Source organism: Iocasia fonsfrigidae (assembly GCF_017751145.1).
GTDB classification, from domain to species: Bacteria; Bacillota; Halanaerobiia; order Halanaerobiales; family DTU029; genus Iocasia; species Iocasia fonsfrigidae.
Window position 1 is genome coordinate 240,379 of sequence record NZ_CP046640.1, and the last position, 22,394, is coordinate 262,772.

A 22,394-nucleotide genomic window follows, 5' to 3' on the forward strand; every position below is an offset into this window, starting at 1 on the left:
AAAAGAGACATAAAAGTGAGTGGTTAATATGACCGAAAAAGTAGTTCTTGGAATAGATATTGGGGGTACTAATTTAAGACTTGCCTTGGTAGATAATAATTATAAAACCCACGATATGTTTATTACCAATATTGCTGATTATAAAAATAAAAATTTTAAAAAATGGCTTATTAATACTATAAATGATTATATAGAAAACAGTAGTAAAGAAGTTGCAGCTATCGGAGTTGGAGTACCAGGTATAGTAGATAGAGACCAGATTATATCATGTCCAAATATAACTGAGTTAGAAAATAGCAAATTAAAAGAAACACTTTATAACCAATTTAAAATTCCTATTGTAATTGAAAAAGATGTAAATTTAATAATGTTAGCTGAACAAAAACTATTAAATAGGACTGCGCAGAATATAGTTGGCTTTTTTATTGGGACAGGTTTTGGATGTAGTATTATTATCAATGGAAGGCTTTATAAAGGATTCAGAGGGTTTGCAGGTGAATTAGGTCATATACCACTAAAAGGCAAAAGCAAACCTTGTAATTGTGGGAGTAAAGGTTGTCTTGAAATGTATGCAGCGGGAAAGGCTTTGGAAAAAATAGCTTCTAATAATAATATTACTATCGAGAATTTCTTTATAGATATGAAAGGGAAATCTGAAGTAGAAGAGTTCCTGGATAACCTTGCTATTGGAATAGTTACTTCTGTAAATTTACTTGATCCAGAATTAATAATTATAGACGGTGGGGTTATTAGAATGAAAGGATTTCCACTGAAATATTTAAAAGAGTTAATAAAACAACGTCTGAGGTCTAATATAATGATTGATAATTTGGAGATTATAGATTCTAATATAGGTAAATATGGAGGATGTCTAGGTGCAGGTGTTTATTTTTTTGATTATATTCAAAAATAGTTCAAATAACAGTATATGTAGGGAGGTATTATGAGTGATAGCTATAGGTAGTGATCATGCTGCTTTTGAATTCAAAAATAAAATAAAAAAATATTTAGCTGGTAAGGGTATTGAATGTAAGGATTATGGATGCGATGATACAAATAGAACAGATTATCCTATATATGGAGAAGCTGTGGCTAGGGCTGTAACCAAGGGCGAGTGTGAAAGAGGTATTGTCTGCTGTGGCACGGGTGTCGGGATATCTCTGGCAGCTAATAAAGTTAAGGGAATTAGAGCGGTTGTTTGTAGTGAGGTCTATACTGCAAAACTTTCCCGTGCACATAACAATACGAATATTCTTTCTTTAGGTTCAAGGGTTGTTACTATAGAAAGGGCAAAAATGATTATTGATGCTTGGCTGAATACAGAGTATGAAGGTGGAAGACATGAAAAACGAATAAAGATGATTAGTAAGATAGAAGATAAGAATTAAAATTTTAAGTTTATTTGTGTTTAAATGAGGTGCTTGAGGCTTTTTTGATTGAGTGGTGGGGCTACTTGAAATATATAGTGTAATGTTTTATAATAAAAAACATAGTAGCCATATATAGGAAGGGAATTATTATGAAAAATAAAAAACCTCAGCAATTAGTGCAGTCACTTGATAGGGCCTTAGATGTGGTAGAAAAACTGGTAGAGTCTAATAAAAGTATGGGAGTAACTGAATTAAGTAATAGTCTTGGGCTGCATAAGAGTACAGTCTATCGCCTGCTGGCAACTTTAGGTTACAGGGGATATGTAGAACAGGATGATTATAATCAGTATAAAGTTGGATTAAAACTATTTGAAATAGGTGGGCTGGTCTTAAACAGCCTGGATTTACGAGAACAGATAAAACCATATTTAAAGAGGCTGCGTGAAGAGACCAGAGAAACTGTACACCTTGGTATTATGGATGGTACAGAAGTAGTCTATATTGATAAAGAAGAGACCTCTGAAACCATAAGGATGTATTCGAGAATAGGCAGACGTGTATGTGCTCATTGTACCAGTCTGGGCAAGGTAATTCTGGCTTATTCTAAACCAGAACTAAGAGATCAGGTCATTGAGAATGGCTTAAAGAAATACACTGATAAGACTATTACTGATGAGATTGAATTTAGAAAACATATTAAAGAGGTCTTTGACCAGGGATATGCTATTGATGACGAAGAGCAGAGGATGGGAATCAGGTGTATCGGTGGTCCTATTTTTAATTTTAACAGGGATGTAATAGCTGCCTTCAGTATTTCAGCTCCTATTAATAGAATGACTCATGAAAGAATTGATGAACTGGCAGAAGTTGTTCATGAATACAGCAGACAAATTTCGGCAGCTTTTGGTTACAAATATAAGTAACACGACAAGGGGATCGCCAAAACATTGCCAAAGGTTGTATCTAAAATTGAATATTTATTAGTTTAATTAACATAAAGTTGTGATTAAGCAGAGTTTTTCTTTAAAGGCGGCGCCATGTTTTAGAATGGGGTTGCTTTTTTTATTTTGGTTTTTCTTTAAACTGTTTATGGCTGTTTATAGGTTTAAGCTGGTTTTAAGAAACGTTTACGATGTAGATTAGGAGTTGGCTGAAGCCTTAATTTTTTCAATTCTAAAGAAAAAGCAATAAAAGAATTTAACTTGTCAGATTGTTTATGCAATTTAAAAAAACAAAAAAATATTGACAAATGAATTTAGGTAGTGGTATAATATGTACAACTCATAATACAAGTTATTGTTTTTTACATGTATGATGTATTATGTGTGTTCCCCAAGAAAAAAGGAATTATCTATAAAAATAGTAATAGAATGGTTTATATTTAATTGCTATTTTTGCAAATAATATTATTAAATACTAATCACAACCAGGTTAGCAACAAACTTGTCATACAAGTTTGTTGAAGCTTTAAAAACAAAGTGATATTTTAAACTTTTTTAAAACTTATAAAGCCAGCATGAAATTTAAGGAGGGAAATATGAAATCTGTAGTAGTTACAAAACCTAAAGAATATAAAATTATTGAGAGTGAAATACCTGAATTAAATAGTGATTATGAAGTTCTAATTAAGATGAAGGCAGCAGGTGTATGTGGTTCAGACTATCATATTTATCATGGAACAAATCCAAACTCTACATACCCTTTAATACCAGGGCATGAAAATGTTGGTGTTGTAGAAAAAGTTGGTTCTAAAGTCACTATGGTAAAAGAAGGAGACCATGTAGCTATTGATTTAATAATAACATGTGGTGAATGCTATCAATGTAAAATTGGCAGAGAAAACATCTGCGAGAATGTACTGGTTCGTGGTAGTGGTACAGATGGTGGTTTTAGAGAATATTTAACTGCACCTGAAGATGACGTATATATTATTCCAAAGAATATACCCTTTAAGGATGCAGCATTAATAGAACCTTATGCTATTGGAGCTCATACGACTACTCGAGGAAGAGTAGTATCAGATGATATTGTATTTATTTTAGGGGCAGGTACAATTGGTACAATCATTATGCAGACCTGTAAGGCCAAAGGAGCTACAGTTATATCCTGTGATATAAATCAAGAGTCCTTAGAGAGGGCTAAAGGTTATGGGGCAGATTATATTATTAATAGCCAAAATGAAAATATAATAGAAAAAGTACAAGAGATAACTAAGGGGAAGGGGGTTACTATTGCCTTTGATGCTGCTTGTTTTCAAGGTTCATTAACAAGTTTATTTGAAAAGGGATTGATTAGAAATGCAGGTAGAATTGTGAGTTTAGGTTTTTGTACAGAACCAGAAGCTATTTCACAGGCCATGATTGATGTAAGAGAACTGGACTTAATCGGTTCCAGGATGTCGGCCTATCAGTTTGAACCAGTAATTAAAGATTTTGAAGAAAAGAAATATAATTTAGATGGTATTGTAACTGACTTTATTAAGTTTAGTCAGATTGATAAAGTATTTTATAATATAGATCATCCGAATCCCAAAGTTAAAAAAATGGTTATTTTATTTGATTAAGCGTCTTGCATAATTGATTGTTCCCAGACAAAAACTCCGCAACGAATTTAGTATTAGCCAATTATGGGCTGTTTTAAACTCCCTACGGTCAAACAGGAAAATAGCCTTTTTCATAATTGTCTTTACTAAATTCTGCAACCTTAAACTGTTATTGTATAGTCTATTTAAATAGGGAGTGCCCTAGGTGCTCCGTTTTAATCATCTGGATAACAATTCAATTATGCAAAAGGTCTATTATGAAAGAGCCTTGATTAGAAGTTGCATTTATTTTTGTTAAGAATAAACTTTTACTATATTATATTGGGAGGAATACAAGTGATAAATTCAATGTTTGATGTTACCGGGAAAAGGGTTATAGTCACAGGGGCAGCTCAAGGGCTTGGTTATGGAATGGCAGAAGGGTTCCTGGAATCTGGTTCTGAGGTTGTATTAATGGATATTTCAGATAAGTTAGACCAGGTAGTAAAAGATTTCAAGGAAAAAGGTTATAAGGCTCATACTGTAAAAGGTGATTTATCTGATCGACTAGATATCCAGAGAATGTTTGATGATGCAATGAAAATAATGGACGGAGTTGATGTTTTAGTCACAGCAGCTGGTATTCAAAGAAGACACCGCTCGGATAAATTCCCAATTGAAGATTGGGATGCAGTTATTGCTGTTAATTTAACTGCAGTATTCCTGATGGACCAATTATGTGCAAAAAAAATGATTGAACAAGGTAAAGGAAAAATTATAAATATTGCCTCTATGGTCTCATGGTTTGGAGGTATTAATGTTCCTGCTTATACAGCAGCTAAAGGGGGAGTTGCCCAGATGACTAAAACTATGGGGAATGATTGGGCTGCTTTAGGTGTTAATGTAAATGCAATTGCTCCGGGATATATGGCTACAGAAATGAACCAAAAACTTATTAAGGATGAGGAAAGGAGTAAAGAAATTACTGATAGAATCCCAGCAAAAAGATGGGGTACTCCAGATGATATGAAAGGGATTGCTCTCTTTTTGGCATCATCTGCAAGTGACTACTTAAGTGGTGCAGTTATTCCAGTTGATGGTGGTTATTTGTGCCGGTAAGTTTTAATGATGTTATATTCTTGACTTTGGCAAAAGGAAGGTAGAAATATGGTTAATAAACCTAATGTTACACAACAAGTACTAGATTATTTTATTAAACAAATTCAGAATGGAAATTGGAAGATAGGAGAAAAGATTTACTCGGAGAGCAGGCTTACTAAAGAGCTCGGGGTTAGTAGGACAAGTATAAGGGCTGCTATACAGCAATTAGTTGGTATTGGTGCGATGGAGAGTATTCACGGTAAGGGAACGTTTTTACGCTCAGATGATTTGTCCAGTTTAGGATTAGGGAAACATAATAAAAAAGAGTATGATTATGTAGATTTGAGTTCATTACTTGAATTTAGACTTATTTTAGAGACAGATAGTTGTTATCATGCAGTTAAACGGGCTACGAAGGAAACTATCGAAAAATTACATTATTATCTTCAAAAGATGAAAGAATCAATTGGAAGCCCTGATGAATTTGTTCAATTTGATAGATTGTTTCACGAAGAAATTATACATGCAACAGGTAACAAACTATTAGAAAGGTCTTTAAAAAATGCGTTTGCTCAAAAGGAAGAAAGGTTGCATGATTTTAATGAAATGTTTGGTTACAAAGATGGTATTTATTATCATACCCTTCTATTGAAGGCTTTTGAGGCTAAGAATGCTTCACGGGCGAAACGAATAATGAAAACTCATTTACAGAAGGCTATTGATGATATTTATTATGAGAATAATACTGATGCTGAAGAACAAGACATTTTAGAACAGATATAAACTTCTTGTAGTTTTATTTCATAAATGGAGAGTGGAGTTATGGCAATTAAAATAAGAGATGTTAAAGTAATTTTAACTGCACCAGAAGGAATAAATTTAGTTGTGGTAAAAGTAGAAACAACTGAGCCTGAACTATATGGATTGGGGTGTGCAACCTTTGCGTATAGGCACTTAGCAGTTAAATGTTTGATAGAAGAATATATTAAACCTTTAGTAATTGGTAAAGACGTATCAAAGATTAGTCAATTGTGGCATTTAATGCACCAAAATGGGTATTGGCGTAATGGTCCTATTGAAAATAATGCTATTTCTGGTGTGGATATGGCCCTGTGGGATATAAAAGGTAAAATGGCAAATATGCCTTTGTATGATCTTCTAGGTGGGAAATGCCGTGAAGGCGTACCTATTTATCGCCATGCAGATGGTAGAGATATAAATGAATTAATTGATAATATACTGGAATATAAAGAGCAGGGGATTACAACTATTCGCTGTCAATGTGGTGGCTATGGCGGTATTTATGGAACAGCACCATCAACTGCACCTGAGGGTTCACCTGAGGGAGTCTACTTGGATTCACATAAATATATGAGGGATACTGTAGAGTTATTTGATAGAATACGTAGTAAAGTTGGCTATGATATAAATCTTTGTCATGATGTACATGAACGGCTTCGACCAGTAGATGCAATTAAGTTAGCTCAAGAATTGGAACCATATAAATTATTTTTTTTAGAAGATGCTATTTCTTTAGAACAAGGTGAATGGTTACGTCAGTTGAGATCTAAGACAACTATACCATTAGCCCAGGGTGAGTTGTTTAATAATCCATATGAATGGAGATTTCTAATTAAGGAGCAATTAATTGATTTTATTAGGGTCCATATAAGCCAAATAGGAGGTATTACCCCTGCTCATAAATTGCAGATTTTTGCGGAAGAATTCGGGATAAAGACAGCCTGGCATGGACCTGGCGATATGTCTCCTGTAGCTCATGCAGCTAATATTCACATTGACCTTGCGTCACAGAATCTTGGTATTCAAGAGTGGTCTGGTACGGAACCACCTAATTTTATAATACAGGAGCTTAGTGATGCAAAAAAAGCGCTGCTTGATGTATTTTCCGGATTGCCTGAATATAAAGAAGGTTATGTGTATGCTAATGCTAAACCAGGGCTCGGCATTGATATTGATGAAGATGAAGCAGCTAAATACCCTTGTAAAAATAATGTTACTACTTGGACACAAACACGTCTTCGAGATGGTACATTACAGACTCCATAAAAATTGTTATATCTACAAAAAGACTTATCGGCTAGAGCAATTATTTTAAAGACATTTATTCATCATGTAGCTATAATAGAGGTCGATAATGACTGATAGTATTTATAATGATTTACAATAGTATTATTTTATTTATTACCTTTTTTGATTTTTCAAATAACTACCTCAAGTAAATAAGGGGTTTAAAGGTAGCCCTTTATATAAATTAAAAAAGAAGGGGGGGATAGTGAGTTTAGTAATAATAATTTTTACAAAAATCAAAAAACAAACGGAGGGATAAATGTGAAAAAAATAAGTATAGTCTTATTTATTAGTATGTTGGTTGTAGCAATGATTGGTGGCAATATTTTAGCCAAAGATTTGAATCCTAGTCCAGAAAACCCAGTAACTCTTCGTATTGGTGCCGGTGATGCTCAAGAAGATTTAGCAGTAGGTCTGGAATATACAATAATTAAGCTTTTTGAATCTATGGTTGAAACTAATACCAGTGGGGCTATCCAGGTGGAAATTTTCCCAGGAGGACAGCTGGGTTCCTTAATGTCTATGTTAGAAGCAGTACAGGGCGGACAATTAGAGGCTATGTCTGGGACAGGGGTAATAACCTCTATATACCCTGAATGGCAGGTGTTTTCAATTCCATATCTGTTCCAGAACTCTGATATAGCTATGTCTGTAATGAATGAAAGTGATTTTATGGCAGATATCTATGAAGATATGAGAGAAGAAACAGGAGTCAGGGTTTTAGGTGTAGCTCAGAATGGATTTAGACACTTTACTAATAATGAAAGAGTAATAAAAACCCCAGAAGATTTAAAAGGACTTAAATTTAGAGTAATGCAAGGTCAAATTTACCAGAAGGTTGTTGAAGCAGCTGGTGGAACTGCAACTCCAATAGCCTGGTCTGAACTTTATACAGCCCTCCAAACTGGGGTAGTTGATGGTCAGGAAAACCCTATTTCAGCTGTAAAATTAGGGAGTTTAGATGAAGTACAAAAATATATTACCTTAGATGGTCATCTGTGGAGCGAAAACTTTTTAGTTATCAATGATGAATTCTTTAATAGTCTACCGAAAAAGTATCAAGTAGAAATATTAAATGCAGGTAAAGAAGCCGCTCTAGCTGGTACCGCCTCTGAACACATTGCTTCCTACGTTAATGGTGTTAATTATGTAACAGAAAAAGGAATGTCAATTTATAGACCTACTCCTGCTGAGTTAGAATTATTTAAAGCCAAGACTCAACCATCAGTAATTGAATGGTTAAGTTCTGAAATTGGTTCAGATGTTGTAGAGGGTATGTTAGATACTGTTGAAAAATATGAAAAGAAATTAGGTTATAAATAAATAAAAACCTGTCCTATCAGAGATAATCTTATCTCTGATAGGACAACTATAGTTAATAGGAGGGGATATTTTTGCTTAATAGTCTAAAAAATATTACAGTAACTATCAGTGATTCAATTAATAAAGTAGCAAAAATAACAGCGGTTATATTTCTAGCTGTATTAGTAAGCATAGTCTTATTACAGATAGTTTTTCGCTATATCTTAAATTTAGGCCTTCCCTGGGTTGATGAACTTTCACGTTTTTTAAATATCTGGATAGGATTTTTAGGTGCCAGTATTGGGTTTAAATATGGTGAGCATGTTGGTGTTGCGTTTTTTGTTGAGAAGTTACCCGAAAAAAAATTAAGGATATTTAACTTTGTAACCAAGCTAATATCATTAGCCCTATTTATTTTTGTTATCTACTATAGTTTTGGATTTATTGTAGATTCAAGATCATTAACACCTGCTATGAATCTATCGTATAAATGGCCTAAATCCAGTTTATTTATAGGTTTTAGTATTATAGGTATTCACTTGGTAAGTTTTATTCTAACAGATATAGTTGACTTTATGAATGGTAATTTTTCTATAGCTAAGTCTAATAACTCATAATTAATTGTTTTAATATACTTATCTTAAAATTTAGAAATCAGCCAATAATATTGAATTAAGAGGGAGGATTAAGAATGATATATTTGTTGCTTATTGCCTTTTTTGTATTATTAATTTCTAATATCCCAATTGCTTTTACTCTATTATTTTCTTCTTCTATATTTTTGCATGAATGGGGAATGATTTCTCCAGGTATCCTACCGAATAAAGTATTTAATGGCATCAATTCTTTTCCATATCTGGCCGTACCATTTTTTATCCTGGCAGGTCAATTAATGAATAAGACAGGAATTACAACTAGACTGGTTAAATTTGCAGATATTGTTATAGGGAAAATACATGGTGGTCTGGCCCAGGCCAATATATTATCCAGTATAATATTTGCAGGTTTAACTGGCTCAGGGGTTGCTGATACATCAGCAGTTGGATCTATACTAATTCCAGCAATGACCGAGCAAGGCTTTGATAAAGATTATAGTGCAGCAGTTACTGCCGCTTCTTCAGTAATCGGTCCAATTATCCCTCCTAGTGTATTAATGGTTATTTATGCTAATATCGTAGGGATATCTGTTGGGGATTTATTTGTGGCCGGTTTTATTCCTGGTGTATTAATAGGCTTAGGATTAATGATTTTAGCATATTACTTTGCCAAAAGAGATAACCATCCCAGAAGAACTGAAGCAGTATCGACTAAAGAGGTTTTACTTACCACCAAAGATGCCTTATTAGCCATATTAATGCCTGTGATTATAATAGGTGGTATAGTAGGTGGGATATTTACTCCAACTGAAGCCGCCGCTGTAGCAGTAGCCTATGCATTATTTGTAGGATTTTTCATTTTTCGTTCCTTAAAGTTAAGTGACCTACCTTCAGCCTTATTAGAGAGTGTAAAAACTACAGGGACTATATTAATCATTATAGCCTGTGCGGCAATTTTTGGATGGGCATTAACAATATTACGAGTGCCTTCACTTTTAGCAGCAGCCATTACAGGAGTTACGCAAAATCCTTTAATTGTATTATTATTTATAAATATATTATTATTATTTGTAGGGATGATTATGGAGATTGGGGCAGCAGTAATAATCTTAGCTCCTATTTTAGCTCCTTTAGTAGCCCAATTGGGAATTGATCCCTTACATTTTGCAATTATTATGGTAGTAAATCTAAATATTGGACTGGCTACACCGCCATTAGGGGTATGTTTATTTGTAGCGGCACCAATTGCTAAAACTACATTAGAAAGGGTTTCTAGAGCTATCTTACCATTCTTAGCTGTTGAAATAGCTGTCTTGTTTTTATTGACTTATTGGCCTAAATTAGTATTGTTTCTACCAAATTTATTAGGGTATGGTAGGTAATTTTAATTTTTAAAATAAGAATGTTTTTACCTTGATACAGGGAAATTTAAGATTACTTTCATCGCAAAAGATTAGAGATAATGATGAATTTAGATAAGGTTAAATGGTCATATTTAGGACTGGAGTCAAGAAGCCCTATTTGGGAAACAAAAATATTGTTTAAGAGAATAGATAAAAAACGGATTAAAGAAGAAAGAGAGAAATTATTAACGGATGAAATAAGTTTGTTAGCTAATAGATGCAACTGAGATATCAAGTTTATTAGCAAGTTTTATTAATCGTTTATCTAAAGTTATTAAAGTAGAGTTTTTTCTTCTACAAGTAACTAGATACATTGCATCATATGCGGGGTGATCAATTTTACATGAGAGAGGAATAGCTTCTTCATAAATATCTTTTGATTTGATAAATTGGTCCACTATATCTATCATATGTCTTGTTTTATTAAGCAAATCGTCAATAGGATAGTTTTGAATGGAATGATATTTCCACATAACATTGGATGCTTCATAAATATATAGGGAGGGAGCTATAATCCAGTCAGCATTTTTAAGGATATCAATTAGTATTTTTTGTTTTGGTCTCCCCATAACTATTTCAACAGCAGCACTAACATCAATTGTGATAATCATCGTTCTCTGTCCTCCCTGATAAGAGGGACTGGGTCAAGAACATTATGATTTTGATAGTTATTATTGGTTTCATTTAAAATACTATTAAATAGAACTTCTCGATGTTCTTTATTTTGTTTTTCAATTTCTAAGGCTTTTTCGAGCAAAACAATAGTTTCTTGTGTAATACTTCTTCTTTCAGCATCAGCAAGTTGAACAATTTTTTGATAGATGTGTTCGGGTAGATCTCTAACTTGTAAAGAAGGCATATTAAATTCCACCTTTCAGATTTATATTTATATTATAACATATTATAGAAACGCATGCAATGTGCATGATAAACACGTGAGCCAGTTGAACTTCGCATAACATATTGCTAGTGGTCTGCCCTTAAGGTGGTATTTCATTATAAACTAACTCAAGCTGTTTAAGCTGACAATTAATACTGACAATTTTGATTAATATTTATTTTGACACAGATGTTTTTATATGTTATTATATTAATAACTTTTAACAGTTATTAAACTTGTATATTAATATATCAGTATATTTAGTATAAAAATACTCTGTCTAAGGATGAAATAAATGGATAATTTGAATGTTGATGATAACATAAAAGCTAGTAATGCAAAGGAATTTGCGTATAAAGTTATTAAAAAGAATATTTTAAATCTTAATTTTTTACCAGGGATACAGATGGGAGAAAATGATTTATCAGAAGCATTGAATATAAGCAGGACCCCCATTAGAGATGCAATTTCCATATTGTCTAATGAGAAATTAGTTGAAGTTTATCCTCAAAAGGGAACATATGTATCAAAAATAGCTATGCAGCGAGTTAAAGAAGCTGTTTTTATACGTACTACGATGGAAAGCGCAGCGGCAAAGATGGCTTGTGATAGTTTTACAGATAAGGATTTTTATATCCTAGATTCAAATTTGAACCAGCAGGAATTAGCTATTGAAAATAATGCATTATCAGATTATAATAAACTTGACAATCAAATGCATGAATACTTTTTTAAGGGTAATCGCTTTCAGTATACCTGGCAATTAATTCATAATTTTAGTGCTGATTATTATAGAATTCGCTATATAAAGTTAAAACTCAAATTACGGCTGAAAGAAACTATAAATGAGCATAAAGAAATTATTCAAGCTATTAAAACTAGGGATGCAGTCTCTGCCTGTCAACAATTAGAGAAACATATAAAATATGTCTATGATGATGTGGAAGTAATCAATAAAAAGTATTCTAATTATTTTGTATAAAATATATATTTTAGGCATTAGCCTGGAATATATGTTTTTTGGGTGAACTTGCATATTAATATGCAAGTCTTAGCTGAGGGGGTGATAGCGTGAAACTTTAAGTGGAATTAATATAATTGGCTGGAACAGAAAAGTGCAATATTTAAGTGTTACTTATATAGAATTGATAGTATTATATTATAAAATCGTAAAATCATTTTGACTAATACTAAGATATAGAAATTCTTGTATATTAATATACAAGTTTGTCTATATGTTACCATTAGCTAAATTACATTTGTTTATAAAATCTTAGTAGTGATAACAGTTTATAAATTTTAAAGACTATAAAGCACTAAAAAATTGGAGGAGTTTAGTTATGAAAGGTGTAAGGATTAAAGAACCCCGGAAAGTAGACCTGATAGATATACAAAAAAAAGAGCCTTCTAAAAATGAAGCGTTATTGAAGGTAAAATCAGCTGGTATATGTGGTTCTGATATTGGCGCATTTCGTGGGGCAAATCAGTTAGTATCTTATCCTAGAATCATAGGACATGAAATTGCGGGAGAGGTTTTATCGATACCAGAAAATACCAGAGGAATTAAAAAAGGAGATAAAGTTATTGTTGACCCTTATCTTTATTGCGGTCATTGTTATCCATGTAGTATTAAAAGAACTAATTGTTGTGAAAAATTAGAAGTGCTTGGAGTACATGTAGATGGTGGAATGGTAGAATATTTTACCCACCCAGCAGAAATGTTGTATAAGGTTCCCGATGATATGGAATGGGGATTGATTCCTCTAGCAGAACCTCTAACCATAGCCATACATGGATTACATCGAGGTCGCTTGAAAGAAGGAGAACATGTTGCTATTAATGGAGCGGGTACAATAGGATTGCTTGCTGCTATGGCTGCTCAATACTATGGAGCAATACCGATTTTAATAGATTTAGTAGAAGATCGCTTAGAATTTGCCAAAAGTCTTGGAATAACTAATGTAATAAATTTATTAGAGGAAGATGTAATAGAGAAGATTTCTAAGTATACTGATGGTCGAAGGGCAGAAATGGTCTTAGAGGCTTCAGGTGCAAATGAAGCAATTCGAAATACATTAGAAATGGTTTCTTATGCAGGAAGAATTGTTTTTACTGGATGGCCTAAAAAAGAAACACTCTTACCAACGGATATTATTACCAAGAAAGAAATTGATATTCGTGGTGGCAGGACTAGTGTAGGTGAATTTGAAGAGGCAATCGACTTAATATATAATAATAAAATTAAGGCTAAGGCTATAATTACAAAAATAATAAGTATGGAAGATGTGCCAGAAACAATTATTGATATTGAAGAAAATCCAGGTGATTACCTTAAAGTAAATGTCATGGTAAGCTAGATAAATTATCTCCAAACTGAAAAGTGTCTAAAGGGCAAACTAGAAACTCAAGGAAAAACTTAGGGAGGGAAGTGATAATAAATGAAAATGACTTTGAGATGGTATGGTGATGATGATCAAGTTACCCTGGATAAGATTAAACAGATTCCAGGTGTTACAGGTATTGTATCTGCCATTTATGATGTTCCTGTTGGCGAGGTTTGGTCTCTGGAAAAAATTTTAGAACTTAAAAAGAAGGTAGACTCAAAAGGGTTAAAACTGGAGACAATTGAAAGTGTACCTGTTCATGAAGATATTAAAATGGGATTGCCTAGTAGAGATAAGTATATAGAGAATTATCAAGAGACTTTAAGGAATTTAGGCCAGGCTGGAATTGATGTTGTTTGTTATAATTTTATGCCTGTCTTTGATTGGACAAGATCTGAATTGAATTATGAATTGCCTGATGGTTCTAATGCTTTGATATATAATGAAGATACAGTAATGAAGATGGATCCCTTGACTGGAGAACTAGATCTTCCAGGTTGGGATACTAGTTATGAAAATGATGGATTAAGAGAATTGTTAGCAAGGTATCAGGATATTAGTGAAGAAGATCTTTGGGAAAATCTTAGATATTTCTTGGAGGGAATTATACCAGTGGCTGAAGAGGCTGAAATTAAGATGGCTATTCACCCAGATGATCCACCATGGTCTATCTTTGGTTTACCAAGAATTATAACAAATAAAGAGAATTTAGAAAGATTCATAAAATTGGTAGACAGCCCTAGTAATGGACTAACTTTATGTACCGGTTCTCTGGGAGTGAATCCAGATAATAATATCCCTGATTTAGTCAGGTATTTTGGTGATAAAGGGAGAATACATTTTGCTCATGTGCGAAATATAAAAATTACTGGGGAGAGAAATTTCGAAGAAGCAGCCCACCTTAGTACTGCTGGTTCTTTAGATATTTATGAAATATTAAAAGCCTATCATGAGGTTGGTTTTGAGGGTCCGATGAGACCAGACCATGGAAGGATGATTTGGGGTGAAACAGGGCGGCCTGGTTATGGTTTATATGATAGGGCCTTAGGGGCAACTTATTTAAATGGCATTTGGGAAAGTCTAGAGAAAAGCGAATAAAACCAATTCAAGTAAATAAGGGGTTTAAAGGTAGCCCTTTATATATATATTAAAGGAAAGGAGGATAGAAAGTTTAACAAATATATTTTCACAAAAATATAAAATACAAACGGAGGAATAAATGTGAAAAAGATAAGTATAGTTTTATTTATTAGTTTGTTGGTTGTAGCAATGATTGGCGGCAATATTTTAGCCAAAGATTTGAATCCTAGTCCAGAAAACCCAGTAACTCTTCGTATTGGTGCCGGTGATGCTCAAGAAGATTTAGCAGTAGGTCTGGAATATACAATAATTAAGCTTTTTGAATCTATGGTTGAAACTAATACCAGTGGGGCTATCCAGGTGGAAATTTTCCCAGGAGGACAGCTGGGTTCCTTAATGTCTATGTTAGAAGCCGTACAGGGCGGACAATTAGAGGCCATGTCTGGGACAGGGGTAATAACCTCTATATACCCTGAATGGCAGGTGTTTTCAATTCCATATCTGTTCCAGAACTCTGATATAGCTATGTCTGTAATGAATGAAAGTGATTTTATGGCAGATATCTATGAAGATATGAGAGAAGAAACTGGAGTCAGGGTTTTAGGTGTAGCTCAGAATGGATTTAGACACTTTACTAATAATGAAAGAGTAATAAAAACCCCAGAAGATTTAAAAGGACTTAAATTTAGAGTAATGCAAGGTCAAATTTACCAGAAGGTTGTTGAAGCAGCTGGTGGAACTGCAACTCCAATAGCCTGGTCTGAACTTTATACAGCCCTCCAAACTGGGGTAGTTGATGGTCAGGAAAACCCTATTTCAGCTGTAAAATTAGGGAGTTTAGATGAAGTACAAAAATATATTACCTTAGATGGTCATCTATGGAGCGAAAACTTTTTAGTTATCAATGATGAATTCTTTAATAGTCTACCGAAAAAGTATCAAGTAGAAATATTAAATGCAGGTAAAGAAGCCGCTCTAGCTGGTACCGCCTCTGAACACATTGCTTCCTACGTTAATGGTGTTAATTATGTAACAGAAAAAGGAATGTCAATTTATAGACCTACTCCTGCTGAGTTAGAATTATTTAAAGCCAAGACTCAACCATCAGTAATTGAATGGTTAAGTTCTGAAATTGGTTCAGATGTTGTAGAGGGTATGTTAGATACTGTTGAAAAATATGAAAAGAAATTAGGTTATAAATAAATAAAAACCTGTCCTATCAGAGATAATCTTATCTCTGATAGGACAACTATAGTTAATAGGAGGGGATATTTTTGCTTAATAGTCTAAAAAATATTACAGTAACTATCAGTGATTCAATTAATAAAGTAGCAAAAATAACAGCGGTTATATTTCTAGCTGTATTAGTAAGCATAGTCTTATTACAGATAGTTTTTCGCTATATCTTAAATTTAGGCCTTCCCTGGGTTGATGAACTTTCACGTTTTTTAAATATCTGGATAGGATTTTTAGGTGCCAGTATTGGGTTTAAATATGGTGAGCATGTTGGTGTTGCGTTTTTTGTTGAGAAGTTACCCGAAAAAAAATTAAGGATATTTAACTTTGTAACCAAGCTAATATCATTAGCCCTATTTATTTTTGTTATCTACTATAGTTTTGGATTTATTGTAGATTCAAGATCATTAACACCTGCTATGAATCTATCGTATAAATGGCCTAAATCCAGTTTATTTATAGGTTTTAGTATTATAGGTATTCACTTGGTAAGTTTTATTCTAACAGATATAGTTGACTTTATGAATGGTAATTTTTCTATAGCTAAGTCTAATAACTCATAATTAATTGTTTTAATATACTTATCTTAAAATTTAGAAATCAGCCAATAATATTGAATTAAGAGGGAGGATTAAGAATGATATATTTGTTGCTTATTGCCTTTTTTGTATTATTAATTTCTAATATCCCAATTGCTTTTACTCTATTATTTTCTTCTTCTATATTTTTGCATGAATGGGGAATGATTTCTCCAGGTATCCTACCGAATAAAGTATTTAATGGCATCAATTCTTTTCCATATCTGGCCGTACCATTTTTTATCCTGGCAGGTCAATTAATGAATAAGACAGGAATTACAACTAGACTGGTTAAATTTGCAGATATTGTTATAGGGAAAATACATGGTGGTCTGGCCCAGGCCAATATATTATCCAGTATAATATTTGCAGGTTTAACTGGCTCAGGGGTTGCTGATACATCAGCAGTTGGATCTATACTAATTCCAGCAATGACCGAGCAAGGCTTTGATAAAGATTATAGTGCAGCAGTTACTGCCGCTTCTTCAGTAATCGGTCCAATTATCCCTCCTAGTGTATTAATGGTTATTTATGCTAATATCGTAGGGATATCTGTTGGGGATTTATTTGTGGCCGGTTTTATTCCTGGTGTATTAATAGGCTTAGGATTAATGATTTTAGCATATTACTTTGCCAAAAGAGATAACCATCCCAGAAGAACTGAAGCAGTATCGACTAAAGAGGTTTTACTTACCACCAAAGATGCCTTATTAGCCATATTAATGCCTGTGATTATAATAGGTGGTATAGTAGGTGGGATATTTACTCCAACTGAAGCCGCCGCTGTAGCAGTAGCCTATGCATTATTTGTAGGATTTTTCATTTTTCGTTCCTTAAAGTTAAGTGACCTACCTTCAGCCTTATTAGAGAGTGTAAAAACTACAGGGACTATATTAATCATTATAGCCTGTGCGGCAATTTTTGGATGGGCATTAACAATATTACGAGTGCCTTCACTTTTAGCAGCAGCCATTACAGGAGTTACGCAAAATCCTTTAATTGTATTATTATTTATAAATATATTATTATTATTTGTAGGGATGATTATGGAGATTGGGGCAGCAGTAATAATCTTAGCTCCTATTTTAGCTCCTTTAGTAGCCCAATTGGGAATTGATCCCTTACATTTTGCAATTATTATGGTAGTAAATCTAAATATTGGACTGGCTACACCGCCATTAGGGGTATGTTTATTTGTAGCGGCGCCAATTGCTAAAACTACATTAGAAAGGGTTTCTAGAGCTATCTTACCATTCTTAGCTGTTGAAATAGCTGTCTTGTTTTTATTGACTTATTGGCCTAAATTAGTATTGTTTCTACCAAATTTATTAGGGTATGGTAGGTAATTTTAAAAGATTATTTATAGGAAAGGAGAATTATCTTGGAGAATTTAATAAAAAAAGTTCCAGAAAGCAGTCAATTTAGCTATGAAGAACAAAAATCTTATATTAAACAGCTAGTAGATCAGATTCCTGAAGATGCTAAACGGATATTAATTCTCCCCCCAGACATTACAAGGAAACATTCAGGTGCAGGTGTTTTAACAAGTATATTTTATGACTTTTTGCGGCAGATGGATATAGAGATAGATATAATGCCAGCATTAGGTACACATGACCCAATGGAAAACAGGAAATTAAAGGAAATGTTTGGCACTGGAATCCCTATGGAGGCCTTTAAAACTCATGATTGGCGCAATGATACTATTAAAATAGGTGAAATTCCTGCTGAATATGTTAGTGAAGTAACAGAAGATAAGGTGAAACAGTCGATTCCCGTTAAAGTAAATGAATGCTTGATCAAGGGTGGCTATGATCTAATTATTTCTATTGGTCAGGTAGTACCTCATGAAGTAGTAGGTATGGCAAATTACAGTAAGAATGTTCTTGTTGGTGTTGGAGGATTTGAAATAATAAGTGTATCACATTTTGTAGGGGCAGTTGCTGGAGTAGAAAATGTCATGGGACGCGATCATTCTCCAGCTAGAAAATTATATGATTATGCTCAGGAACATTTTTTAAAAGACATGCCGTTATTATATATTTTGACAGTAAATTCTACCGACATTGATGAAGAATCAGAACTGACCCGTATGTTGGGTATTTTTACTGGTTACGATAGATCGGTATTTGAAAGAGCAGTTGAATTTAGTAAAAAAGTAAATATTATAAAAGTAGAAAAATCTTTAAATAAGGTTGTTGTATATCTTGATCCAGAAGAATTTAAGACTACCTGGATAGGATGTAAGGCTGTATACCGGACTCGTATGGCTATTGCTGATGGAGGTGAGTTAATAATAATTGCTCCAGGGCTACATAAATTTGGAGAAGATATAAATAATGATAGATTAATAAGGAAGTATGGTTATGTTGGAACTGAAAAGGTACTTGACCTGGTAAAGGAAAATTCAGATTTACAAGAAAATTTATCAGCAGCAGCCCATCTTATTCAGGGGTCTTCTGAGGGAAGATTTAAGATAAACTTTGCTTGTCAACATTTAAGAAAACAGGATATAGAAGGTGTTAACTTTAATTACTTGCCATTAGACAGGGCTCTTGAAAAATATAATATAAATGAACTTGATAGTGGTTTAAATAATGTTGATGGTGAAGAGATATTTTATATAAATAACCCTGCAACTGGATTATGGGTTGCCAAAGATAAATTTTAATATGTTAATATTTAATGGGAGGTAATATTTGTGGATTTTGCTAAAATTAATGATTTGAATGATAAGGTGGCAGTTATTACTGGTGGAGCTGGAGTTTTATGTTCAGAAATGTCTAGATATCTTGGTAGGAGTGGAGCCAAAGTAGTTGTACTTGATATAGCCGAAGAGGCACTGGAGGCAATAAGTAAAGACCTGGATGAGTTAGGTGTCGAACATTTAACAATTAAGACAGATGTCCTGGATAAAGGGAGTATTCAAAATGCGGCAAATAAAGTTTTGTCAGAATATGGCAGAATAGACATCTTGATTAATGGTGCTGGTGGTAATAAAGCTGAGGTGACTACCGGCCCTGATAAGTCGTTTTTTGACCTGCCGGAAGATGCTGTAAAATGGGTTTTTGACCTTAATTTCATGGGAACATTTTTGTGTTGTCAGGTTTTTGGAAAGATATTTGCAGATCAAGATGAGGGGATTATAATAAATGTTTCTTCAATGAATGCCTTTACACCTTTAACAAAAATTCCTGCTTATTCAGGGGCTAAGGCAGCAGTAAGTAATTTTACTCAATGGCTAGCTGTTCATATGTCTCAGAACTATTCAACAGATATTAGGGTTAATGCTATTGCTCCTGGTTTTCTCTTAACAGAACAGAATAGGTTTTTGCTGGTGGATGAAAAGAACGATGGTTTAACAGACAGGGGTCAGACTATTATAGATCATACCCCTATGGGTAAATTTGGTGATCCGGAAGACCTAATTACAACCGTACTCTGGCTTCTTTCCCCTGGTTCTGAATTTGTTCATGGTGCAGTAATTCCGATTGATGGTGGTTTTTCTGCATATAGTGGTGTATAAGTTTTGAAATGTTTTATTAAGTTGGTGGATAATCTAAGTAATGGAAGACATATGTACTGGTTCTTTAGGTGTTAATCCTGATAATTATAGAAATAAGTTATTGAGAAAAAGTTATATTTAAACTAGGGAACTCAATCTCCTTATTAGAGGGGATAAAGGGTTCCTTTGTTTTTAGAGAACGATACTAAATTTTTTAAAATGTCAAAGTAAAAATAAAAAAATTTTAAAAAAGAAGGAATTTTTGGTTTAATATAGAAAGTATAATATTAAGATAATTATAAAACAAAGTTCCACAATGAGGAAAATAATAATTGGAATAAGCTTAGGGGGAAATAGTTTTGTCTAAAAATGTTCAGTCTATCTCAAGGGCAATAAATATATTAGAGAAGTTAATATATTCAGATAAGGGATTAGGGGTAACCGAGATAAGTAATAGTCTTGCTTTAAAAAAAAGCACAACACATAGGATTTTATCTACACTTGTAAATCATGGTTATGTAGCCCAGGATGAAAACAGTAAATATAAGGTTGGGTTAAAATTTTTTGAAGTAGGTAGTGTTGCAATTAATAAATTAGACTTAAGGAATGATGTTAGACCCTTTTTAAAGAAAATTAGGGATAAAACAAATGAAACTGTACACTTAGGTTTATTAGATAATAATCATGTATTATATATTGATAAAGTTGAGAGTTTAAAAACGGTAAGGATGTTTTCAGAAATTGGCCGAAAAATAGAGCCTCATTGTACTAGTCTAGGGAAAGTACTTTTAGCTTACTCTCCTGATAAAGTAGTAGATGATATAATTGATAATGGATTAATAAAGTATACAGATAATACCATTACTGAGCCAGATAAATTGAAAGAACATTTAAAAGAAGTAAGGATTAATGGCTATGCTATTGATGATGAAGAACAACTAATGGGTGTTCGCTGTATTGCTGGTCCAATTTTTAATTATGAAGGAGAAGTTATTGCTTCCTTTAGTATTACAGGACCACTTATTAGAATGAGTAAAGAGAAGATTAAAGAACTTTCAGAATTAATTAAACAGTATAGTATAATTATTTCAAGATCTTTTGGATATATAAAAAACAATGATGAAAGTGTTTAATTTTTTACCAATTTAGTGGAATGCTATCCCATAATGCGGAATTTACAAGTTGTTTAATATGTCTAATATATTAAATAAAATATATTAAGATTTTGTTAAGGGGGTGAAATTAATAGGATTGTCAAATTTAATAGTTTACTATTAAATCACGAAATAATAAGAGGGGGAAATAAGATGAAAAACTTAACACTTTGTAGTTTGTTGGTTATTGTATTGGTAGTTGGAATAGCAAGTATAGGTTTTGCTGCACCGCAATATAAATGGTCACTAGCTTCTGTGTTACCCGAAGCACATCCAGTACATAAAGCATTGGTATATTTTGCTGATAAAGTTTATGAACATACAGATGGACAGGTGAAAGTTACTGTTTATCCTGCTGGTCAGTTGGGCCAGGAAAAAGATTTTATTGAGGGATTACAGTTAGGAACAATCGATATTGCTAAAGTATCATCTGCTCCTTTAGGGCAGTTCTCCAAGACCTTACAAGTAGTTAGTCTGCCATTTATTTTCCGCGATATCGAACATCAGCATGCTGTTTTGAGGGGATCAATCGGGGAAAAATTAATGAGTGATTTGTATGACAATGGGTTTAAGGGATTAACCTTTTTAGATTCAGGTTTTAGGAGTGTGACTAATAGTGTTCGTCCTATCAGAAAACCTGCTGATCTTGAAGGGCTTAAGATAAGAGTTATGAAGAGTAAACCTCTTATTGATACTATCAATGCATTTGGAGCAACTGCTGTACCTATGGGACAGTCAGAGGTTTATGTAGCACTACAACAGAATGTGATAGATGGTTGGGAAAACAGTGAACCTACAGTGATTGCCTTTAATATGCAGGAGGTTGCAAAATACTATTCATATACACGTCATGTTGCCATCCCAGATATACTCATTATGAGAAAAGATCTTTTTGCTTCAGTGCCTAAAGATATTCAGAAGGGTATTATGGACGCAGCTAGAGAAACTGCTCCTTATCAAACAAAGGTATGGAATGAATTTGTTAATGAGGCTATAAAACAGCTAAAGAATAAAGGCATGGTATTTAATGAAGTGGATAATATTGAGGACTTTCAAGAAGTAGTACAAGCAATTTATGATAAATATGGTCAAGAGATTGGCAAGGATCTTATTGATTCAATAGTAAATTACTAGTAGGCAATTGAATTTAATCAGGTTGTGGTCTGATTTTGACCACAACCTGATATTCAAAGGAG

Annotated in this window: 22 protein-coding genes; 20 read left to right on the forward strand and 2 right to left on the reverse strand. The window is 33.3% G+C overall.

Annotated elements, in window-relative coordinates:
* Positions 1 to 28: 28 nt before the first annotated feature.
* The 10 genes from alsK to GM661_RS01310 all read left to right on the forward strand — a co-directional run bounded on the left by alsK (position 29) and on the right by GM661_RS01310 (position 10,360).
* Positions 29 to 913, forward strand: a complete 885-nt coding sequence (alsK, locus tag GM661_RS01265) for an allose kinase (protein ID WP_230868411.1) — start codon at positions 29 to 31, stop codon at positions 911 to 913.
* Positions 914 to 947: 34 nt separating this feature from the next.
* On the forward strand, positions 948 to 1,388 hold the full coding sequence (gene rpiB / locus GM661_RS01270; RefSeq protein WP_125987405.1) for a ribose 5-phosphate isomerase B: 441 nt from the start codon (positions 948 to 950) through the stop codon (positions 1,386 to 1,388).
* A gap of 131 nt (positions 1,389 to 1,519) precedes the next feature.
* Positions 1,520 to 2,293, forward strand: a complete 774-nt coding sequence (locus GM661_RS01275) for an IclR family transcriptional regulator (protein ID WP_230868412.1) — start codon at positions 1,520 to 1,522, stop codon at positions 2,291 to 2,293.
* A 614-nt stretch (positions 2,294 to 2,907) separates the two neighbouring features.
* Positions 2,908 to 3,933: an alcohol dehydrogenase catalytic domain-containing protein gene (locus GM661_RS01280; RefSeq protein ID WP_230868413.1), complete on the forward strand. Its 1,026-nt coding sequence runs from the start codon at positions 2,908 to 2,910 to the stop codon at positions 3,931 to 3,933.
* 318 nt (positions 3,934 to 4,251) lie between these two features.
* On the forward strand, positions 4,252 to 5,010 hold the full coding sequence (locus GM661_RS01285) for an SDR family oxidoreductase (protein ID WP_407929632.1): 759 nt from the start codon (positions 4,252 to 4,254) through the stop codon (positions 5,008 to 5,010).
* Between the two features lie 48 nt (positions 5,011 to 5,058).
* Positions 5,059 to 5,775: a FadR/GntR family transcriptional regulator gene (locus GM661_RS01290; protein ID WP_230868415.1), complete on the forward strand. Its 717-nt coding sequence runs from the start codon at positions 5,059 to 5,061 to the stop codon at positions 5,773 to 5,775.
* Between the two features lie 39 nt (positions 5,776 to 5,814).
* Positions 5,815 to 7,059 carry an enolase C-terminal domain-like protein gene (locus GM661_RS01295; RefSeq protein ID WP_230868416.1) on the forward strand — a complete coding sequence of 415 codons (1,245 nt, stop codon included), beginning with the start codon at positions 5,815 to 5,817 and terminating at the stop codon, positions 7,057 to 7,059.
* Between the two features lie 282 nt (positions 7,060 to 7,341).
* On the forward strand, positions 7,342 to 8,403 hold the full coding sequence (locus GM661_RS01300; RefSeq protein ID WP_230868417.1) for a DctP family TRAP transporter solute-binding subunit: 1,062 nt from the start codon (positions 7,342 to 7,344) through the stop codon (positions 8,401 to 8,403).
* 71 nt (positions 8,404 to 8,474) lie between these two features.
* The gene (locus GM661_RS01305; RefSeq protein WP_230868418.1) at positions 8,475 to 8,999 is read left to right on the forward strand and encodes a TRAP transporter small permease; all 525 of its coding nucleotides are present in this window, start codon (positions 8,475 to 8,477) and stop codon (positions 8,997 to 8,999) included.
* 74 nt (positions 9,000 to 9,073) lie between these two features.
* Complete coding sequence (locus tag GM661_RS01310) at positions 9,074 to 10,360, forward strand: TRAP transporter large permease (RefSeq protein WP_230868419.1); 1,287 nt, start codon at positions 9,074 to 9,076, stop codon at positions 10,358 to 10,360.
* Between the two features lie 227 nt (positions 10,361 to 10,587).
* Here the strand turns inward: GM661_RS01310 and GM661_RS01315 are convergent, their stop codons facing one another.
* Both GM661_RS01315 and GM661_RS01320 read right to left on the reverse strand, forming a co-directional pair.
* Positions 10,588 to 10,992, reverse strand: coding sequence for a type II toxin-antitoxin system VapC family toxin (locus GM661_RS01315; protein ID WP_230868420.1), 405 nt, complete (start codon positions 10,990 to 10,992; stop codon positions 10,588 to 10,590).
* Positions 10,989 to 11,240, reverse strand: coding sequence for a hypothetical protein (locus GM661_RS01320; RefSeq protein WP_125987429.1), 252 nt, complete (start codon positions 11,238 to 11,240; stop codon positions 10,989 to 10,991). Before GM661_RS01320 ends, GM661_RS01315 begins: the two co-directional genes overlap by 4 nt.
* Positions 11,241 to 11,556: 316 nt before the next feature.
* On the opposite strand from GM661_RS01320, the gene GM661_RS01325 reads away from it, so the two are divergent.
* The 10 genes from GM661_RS01325 to GM661_RS01370 all read left to right on the forward strand — a co-directional run bounded on the left by GM661_RS01325 (position 11,557) and on the right by GM661_RS01370 (position 22,332).
* Positions 11,557 to 12,243, forward strand: coding sequence for a GntR family transcriptional regulator (locus GM661_RS01325; protein WP_230868421.1), 687 nt, complete (start codon positions 11,557 to 11,559; stop codon positions 12,241 to 12,243).
* A gap of 358 nt (positions 12,244 to 12,601) precedes the next feature.
* Positions 12,602 to 13,618: a zinc-binding alcohol dehydrogenase family protein gene (locus tag GM661_RS01330; RefSeq protein ID WP_230868422.1), complete on the forward strand. Its 1,017-nt coding sequence runs from the start codon at positions 12,602 to 12,604 to the stop codon at positions 13,616 to 13,618.
* A gap of 81 nt (positions 13,619 to 13,699) precedes the next feature.
* Entirely contained in the window at positions 13,700 to 14,743 is a 1,044-nt protein-coding gene (gene uxuA / locus GM661_RS01335; protein ID WP_230868423.1) for a mannonate dehydratase, read from the forward strand.
* A gap of 123 nt (positions 14,744 to 14,866) precedes the next feature.
* Positions 14,867 to 15,928, forward strand: a complete 1,062-nt coding sequence (locus GM661_RS01340; RefSeq protein WP_230868424.1) for a DctP family TRAP transporter solute-binding subunit — start codon at positions 14,867 to 14,869, stop codon at positions 15,926 to 15,928.
* A gap of 71 nt (positions 15,929 to 15,999) precedes the next feature.
* The gene (locus tag GM661_RS01345; RefSeq protein ID WP_230868418.1) at positions 16,000 to 16,524 is read left to right on the forward strand and encodes a TRAP transporter small permease; all 525 of its coding nucleotides are present in this window, start codon (positions 16,000 to 16,002) and stop codon (positions 16,522 to 16,524) included.
* Positions 16,525 to 16,598: 74 nt separating this feature from the next.
* Positions 16,599 to 17,885, forward strand: coding sequence for a TRAP transporter large permease (locus GM661_RS01350; RefSeq protein ID WP_230868419.1), 1,287 nt, complete (start codon positions 16,599 to 16,601; stop codon positions 17,883 to 17,885).
* A 35-nt stretch (positions 17,886 to 17,920) separates the two neighbouring features.
* Positions 17,921 to 19,210, forward strand: a complete 1,290-nt coding sequence (locus GM661_RS01355; protein WP_230868425.1) for a lactate racemase domain-containing protein — start codon at positions 17,921 to 17,923, stop codon at positions 19,208 to 19,210.
* Between the two features lie 30 nt (positions 19,211 to 19,240).
* Entirely contained in the window at positions 19,241 to 20,065 is an 825-nt protein-coding gene (locus GM661_RS01360) for an SDR family oxidoreductase (RefSeq protein WP_230868426.1), read from the forward strand.
* Between the two features lie 338 nt (positions 20,066 to 20,403).
* Positions 20,404 to 21,177, forward strand: a complete 774-nt coding sequence (locus GM661_RS01365; RefSeq protein WP_230868427.1) for an IclR family transcriptional regulator — start codon at positions 20,404 to 20,406, stop codon at positions 21,175 to 21,177.
* Between the two features lie 174 nt (positions 21,178 to 21,351).
* Positions 21,352 to 22,332: a TRAP transporter substrate-binding protein gene (locus GM661_RS01370; protein ID WP_230868428.1), complete on the forward strand. Its 981-nt coding sequence runs from the start codon at positions 21,352 to 21,354 to the stop codon at positions 22,330 to 22,332.
* Positions 22,333 to 22,394: the final 62 nt, after the last annotated feature.

Coding starts and splice junctions, on each gene's coding strand:
- GM661_RS01295 (WP_230868416.1), top strand. CDS start 5,815: ATGGCAATTAAAATAAGAGATGTTAAAGTAATTTTAACTGCACCAGAA.
- GM661_RS01350 (WP_230868419.1), top strand. CDS start 16,599: ATGATATATTTGTTGCTTATTGCCTTTTTTGTATTATTAATTTCTAAT.
- GM661_RS01330 (WP_230868422.1), top strand. CDS start 12,602: ATGAAAGGTGTAAGGATTAAAGAACCCCGGAAAGTAGACCTGATAGAT.
- GM661_RS01310 (WP_230868419.1), top strand. CDS start 9,074: ATGATATATTTGTTGCTTATTGCCTTTTTTGTATTATTAATTTCTAAT.
- GM661_RS01325 (WP_230868421.1), top strand. CDS start 11,557: ATGGATAATTTGAATGTTGATGATAACATAAAAGCTAGTAATGCAAAG.
- GM661_RS01280 (WP_230868413.1), top strand. CDS start 2,908: ATGAAATCTGTAGTAGTTACAAAACCTAAAGAATATAAAATTATTGAG.
- GM661_RS01290 (WP_230868415.1), top strand. CDS start 5,059: ATGGTTAATAAACCTAATGTTACACAACAAGTACTAGATTATTTTATT.
- GM661_RS01275 (WP_230868412.1), top strand. CDS start 1,520: ATGAAAAATAAAAAACCTCAGCAATTAGTGCAGTCACTTGATAGGGCC.
- GM661_RS01320 (WP_125987429.1), bottom strand. CDS start 11,240: ATGCCTTCTTTACAAGTTAGAGATCTACCCGAACACATCTATCAAAAA.
- GM661_RS01370 (WP_230868428.1), top strand. CDS start 21,352: ATGAAAAACTTAACACTTTGTAGTTTGTTGGTTATTGTATTGGTAGTT.
- alsK (WP_230868411.1), top strand. CDS start 29: ATGACCGAAAAAGTAGTTCTTGGAATAGATATTGGGGGTACTAATTTA.
- uxuA (WP_230868423.1), top strand. CDS start 13,700: ATGAAAATGACTTTGAGATGGTATGGTGATGATGATCAAGTTACCCTG.
- GM661_RS01315 (WP_230868420.1), bottom strand. CDS start 10,992: ATGATTATCACAATTGATGTTAGTGCTGCTGTTGAAATAGTTATGGGG.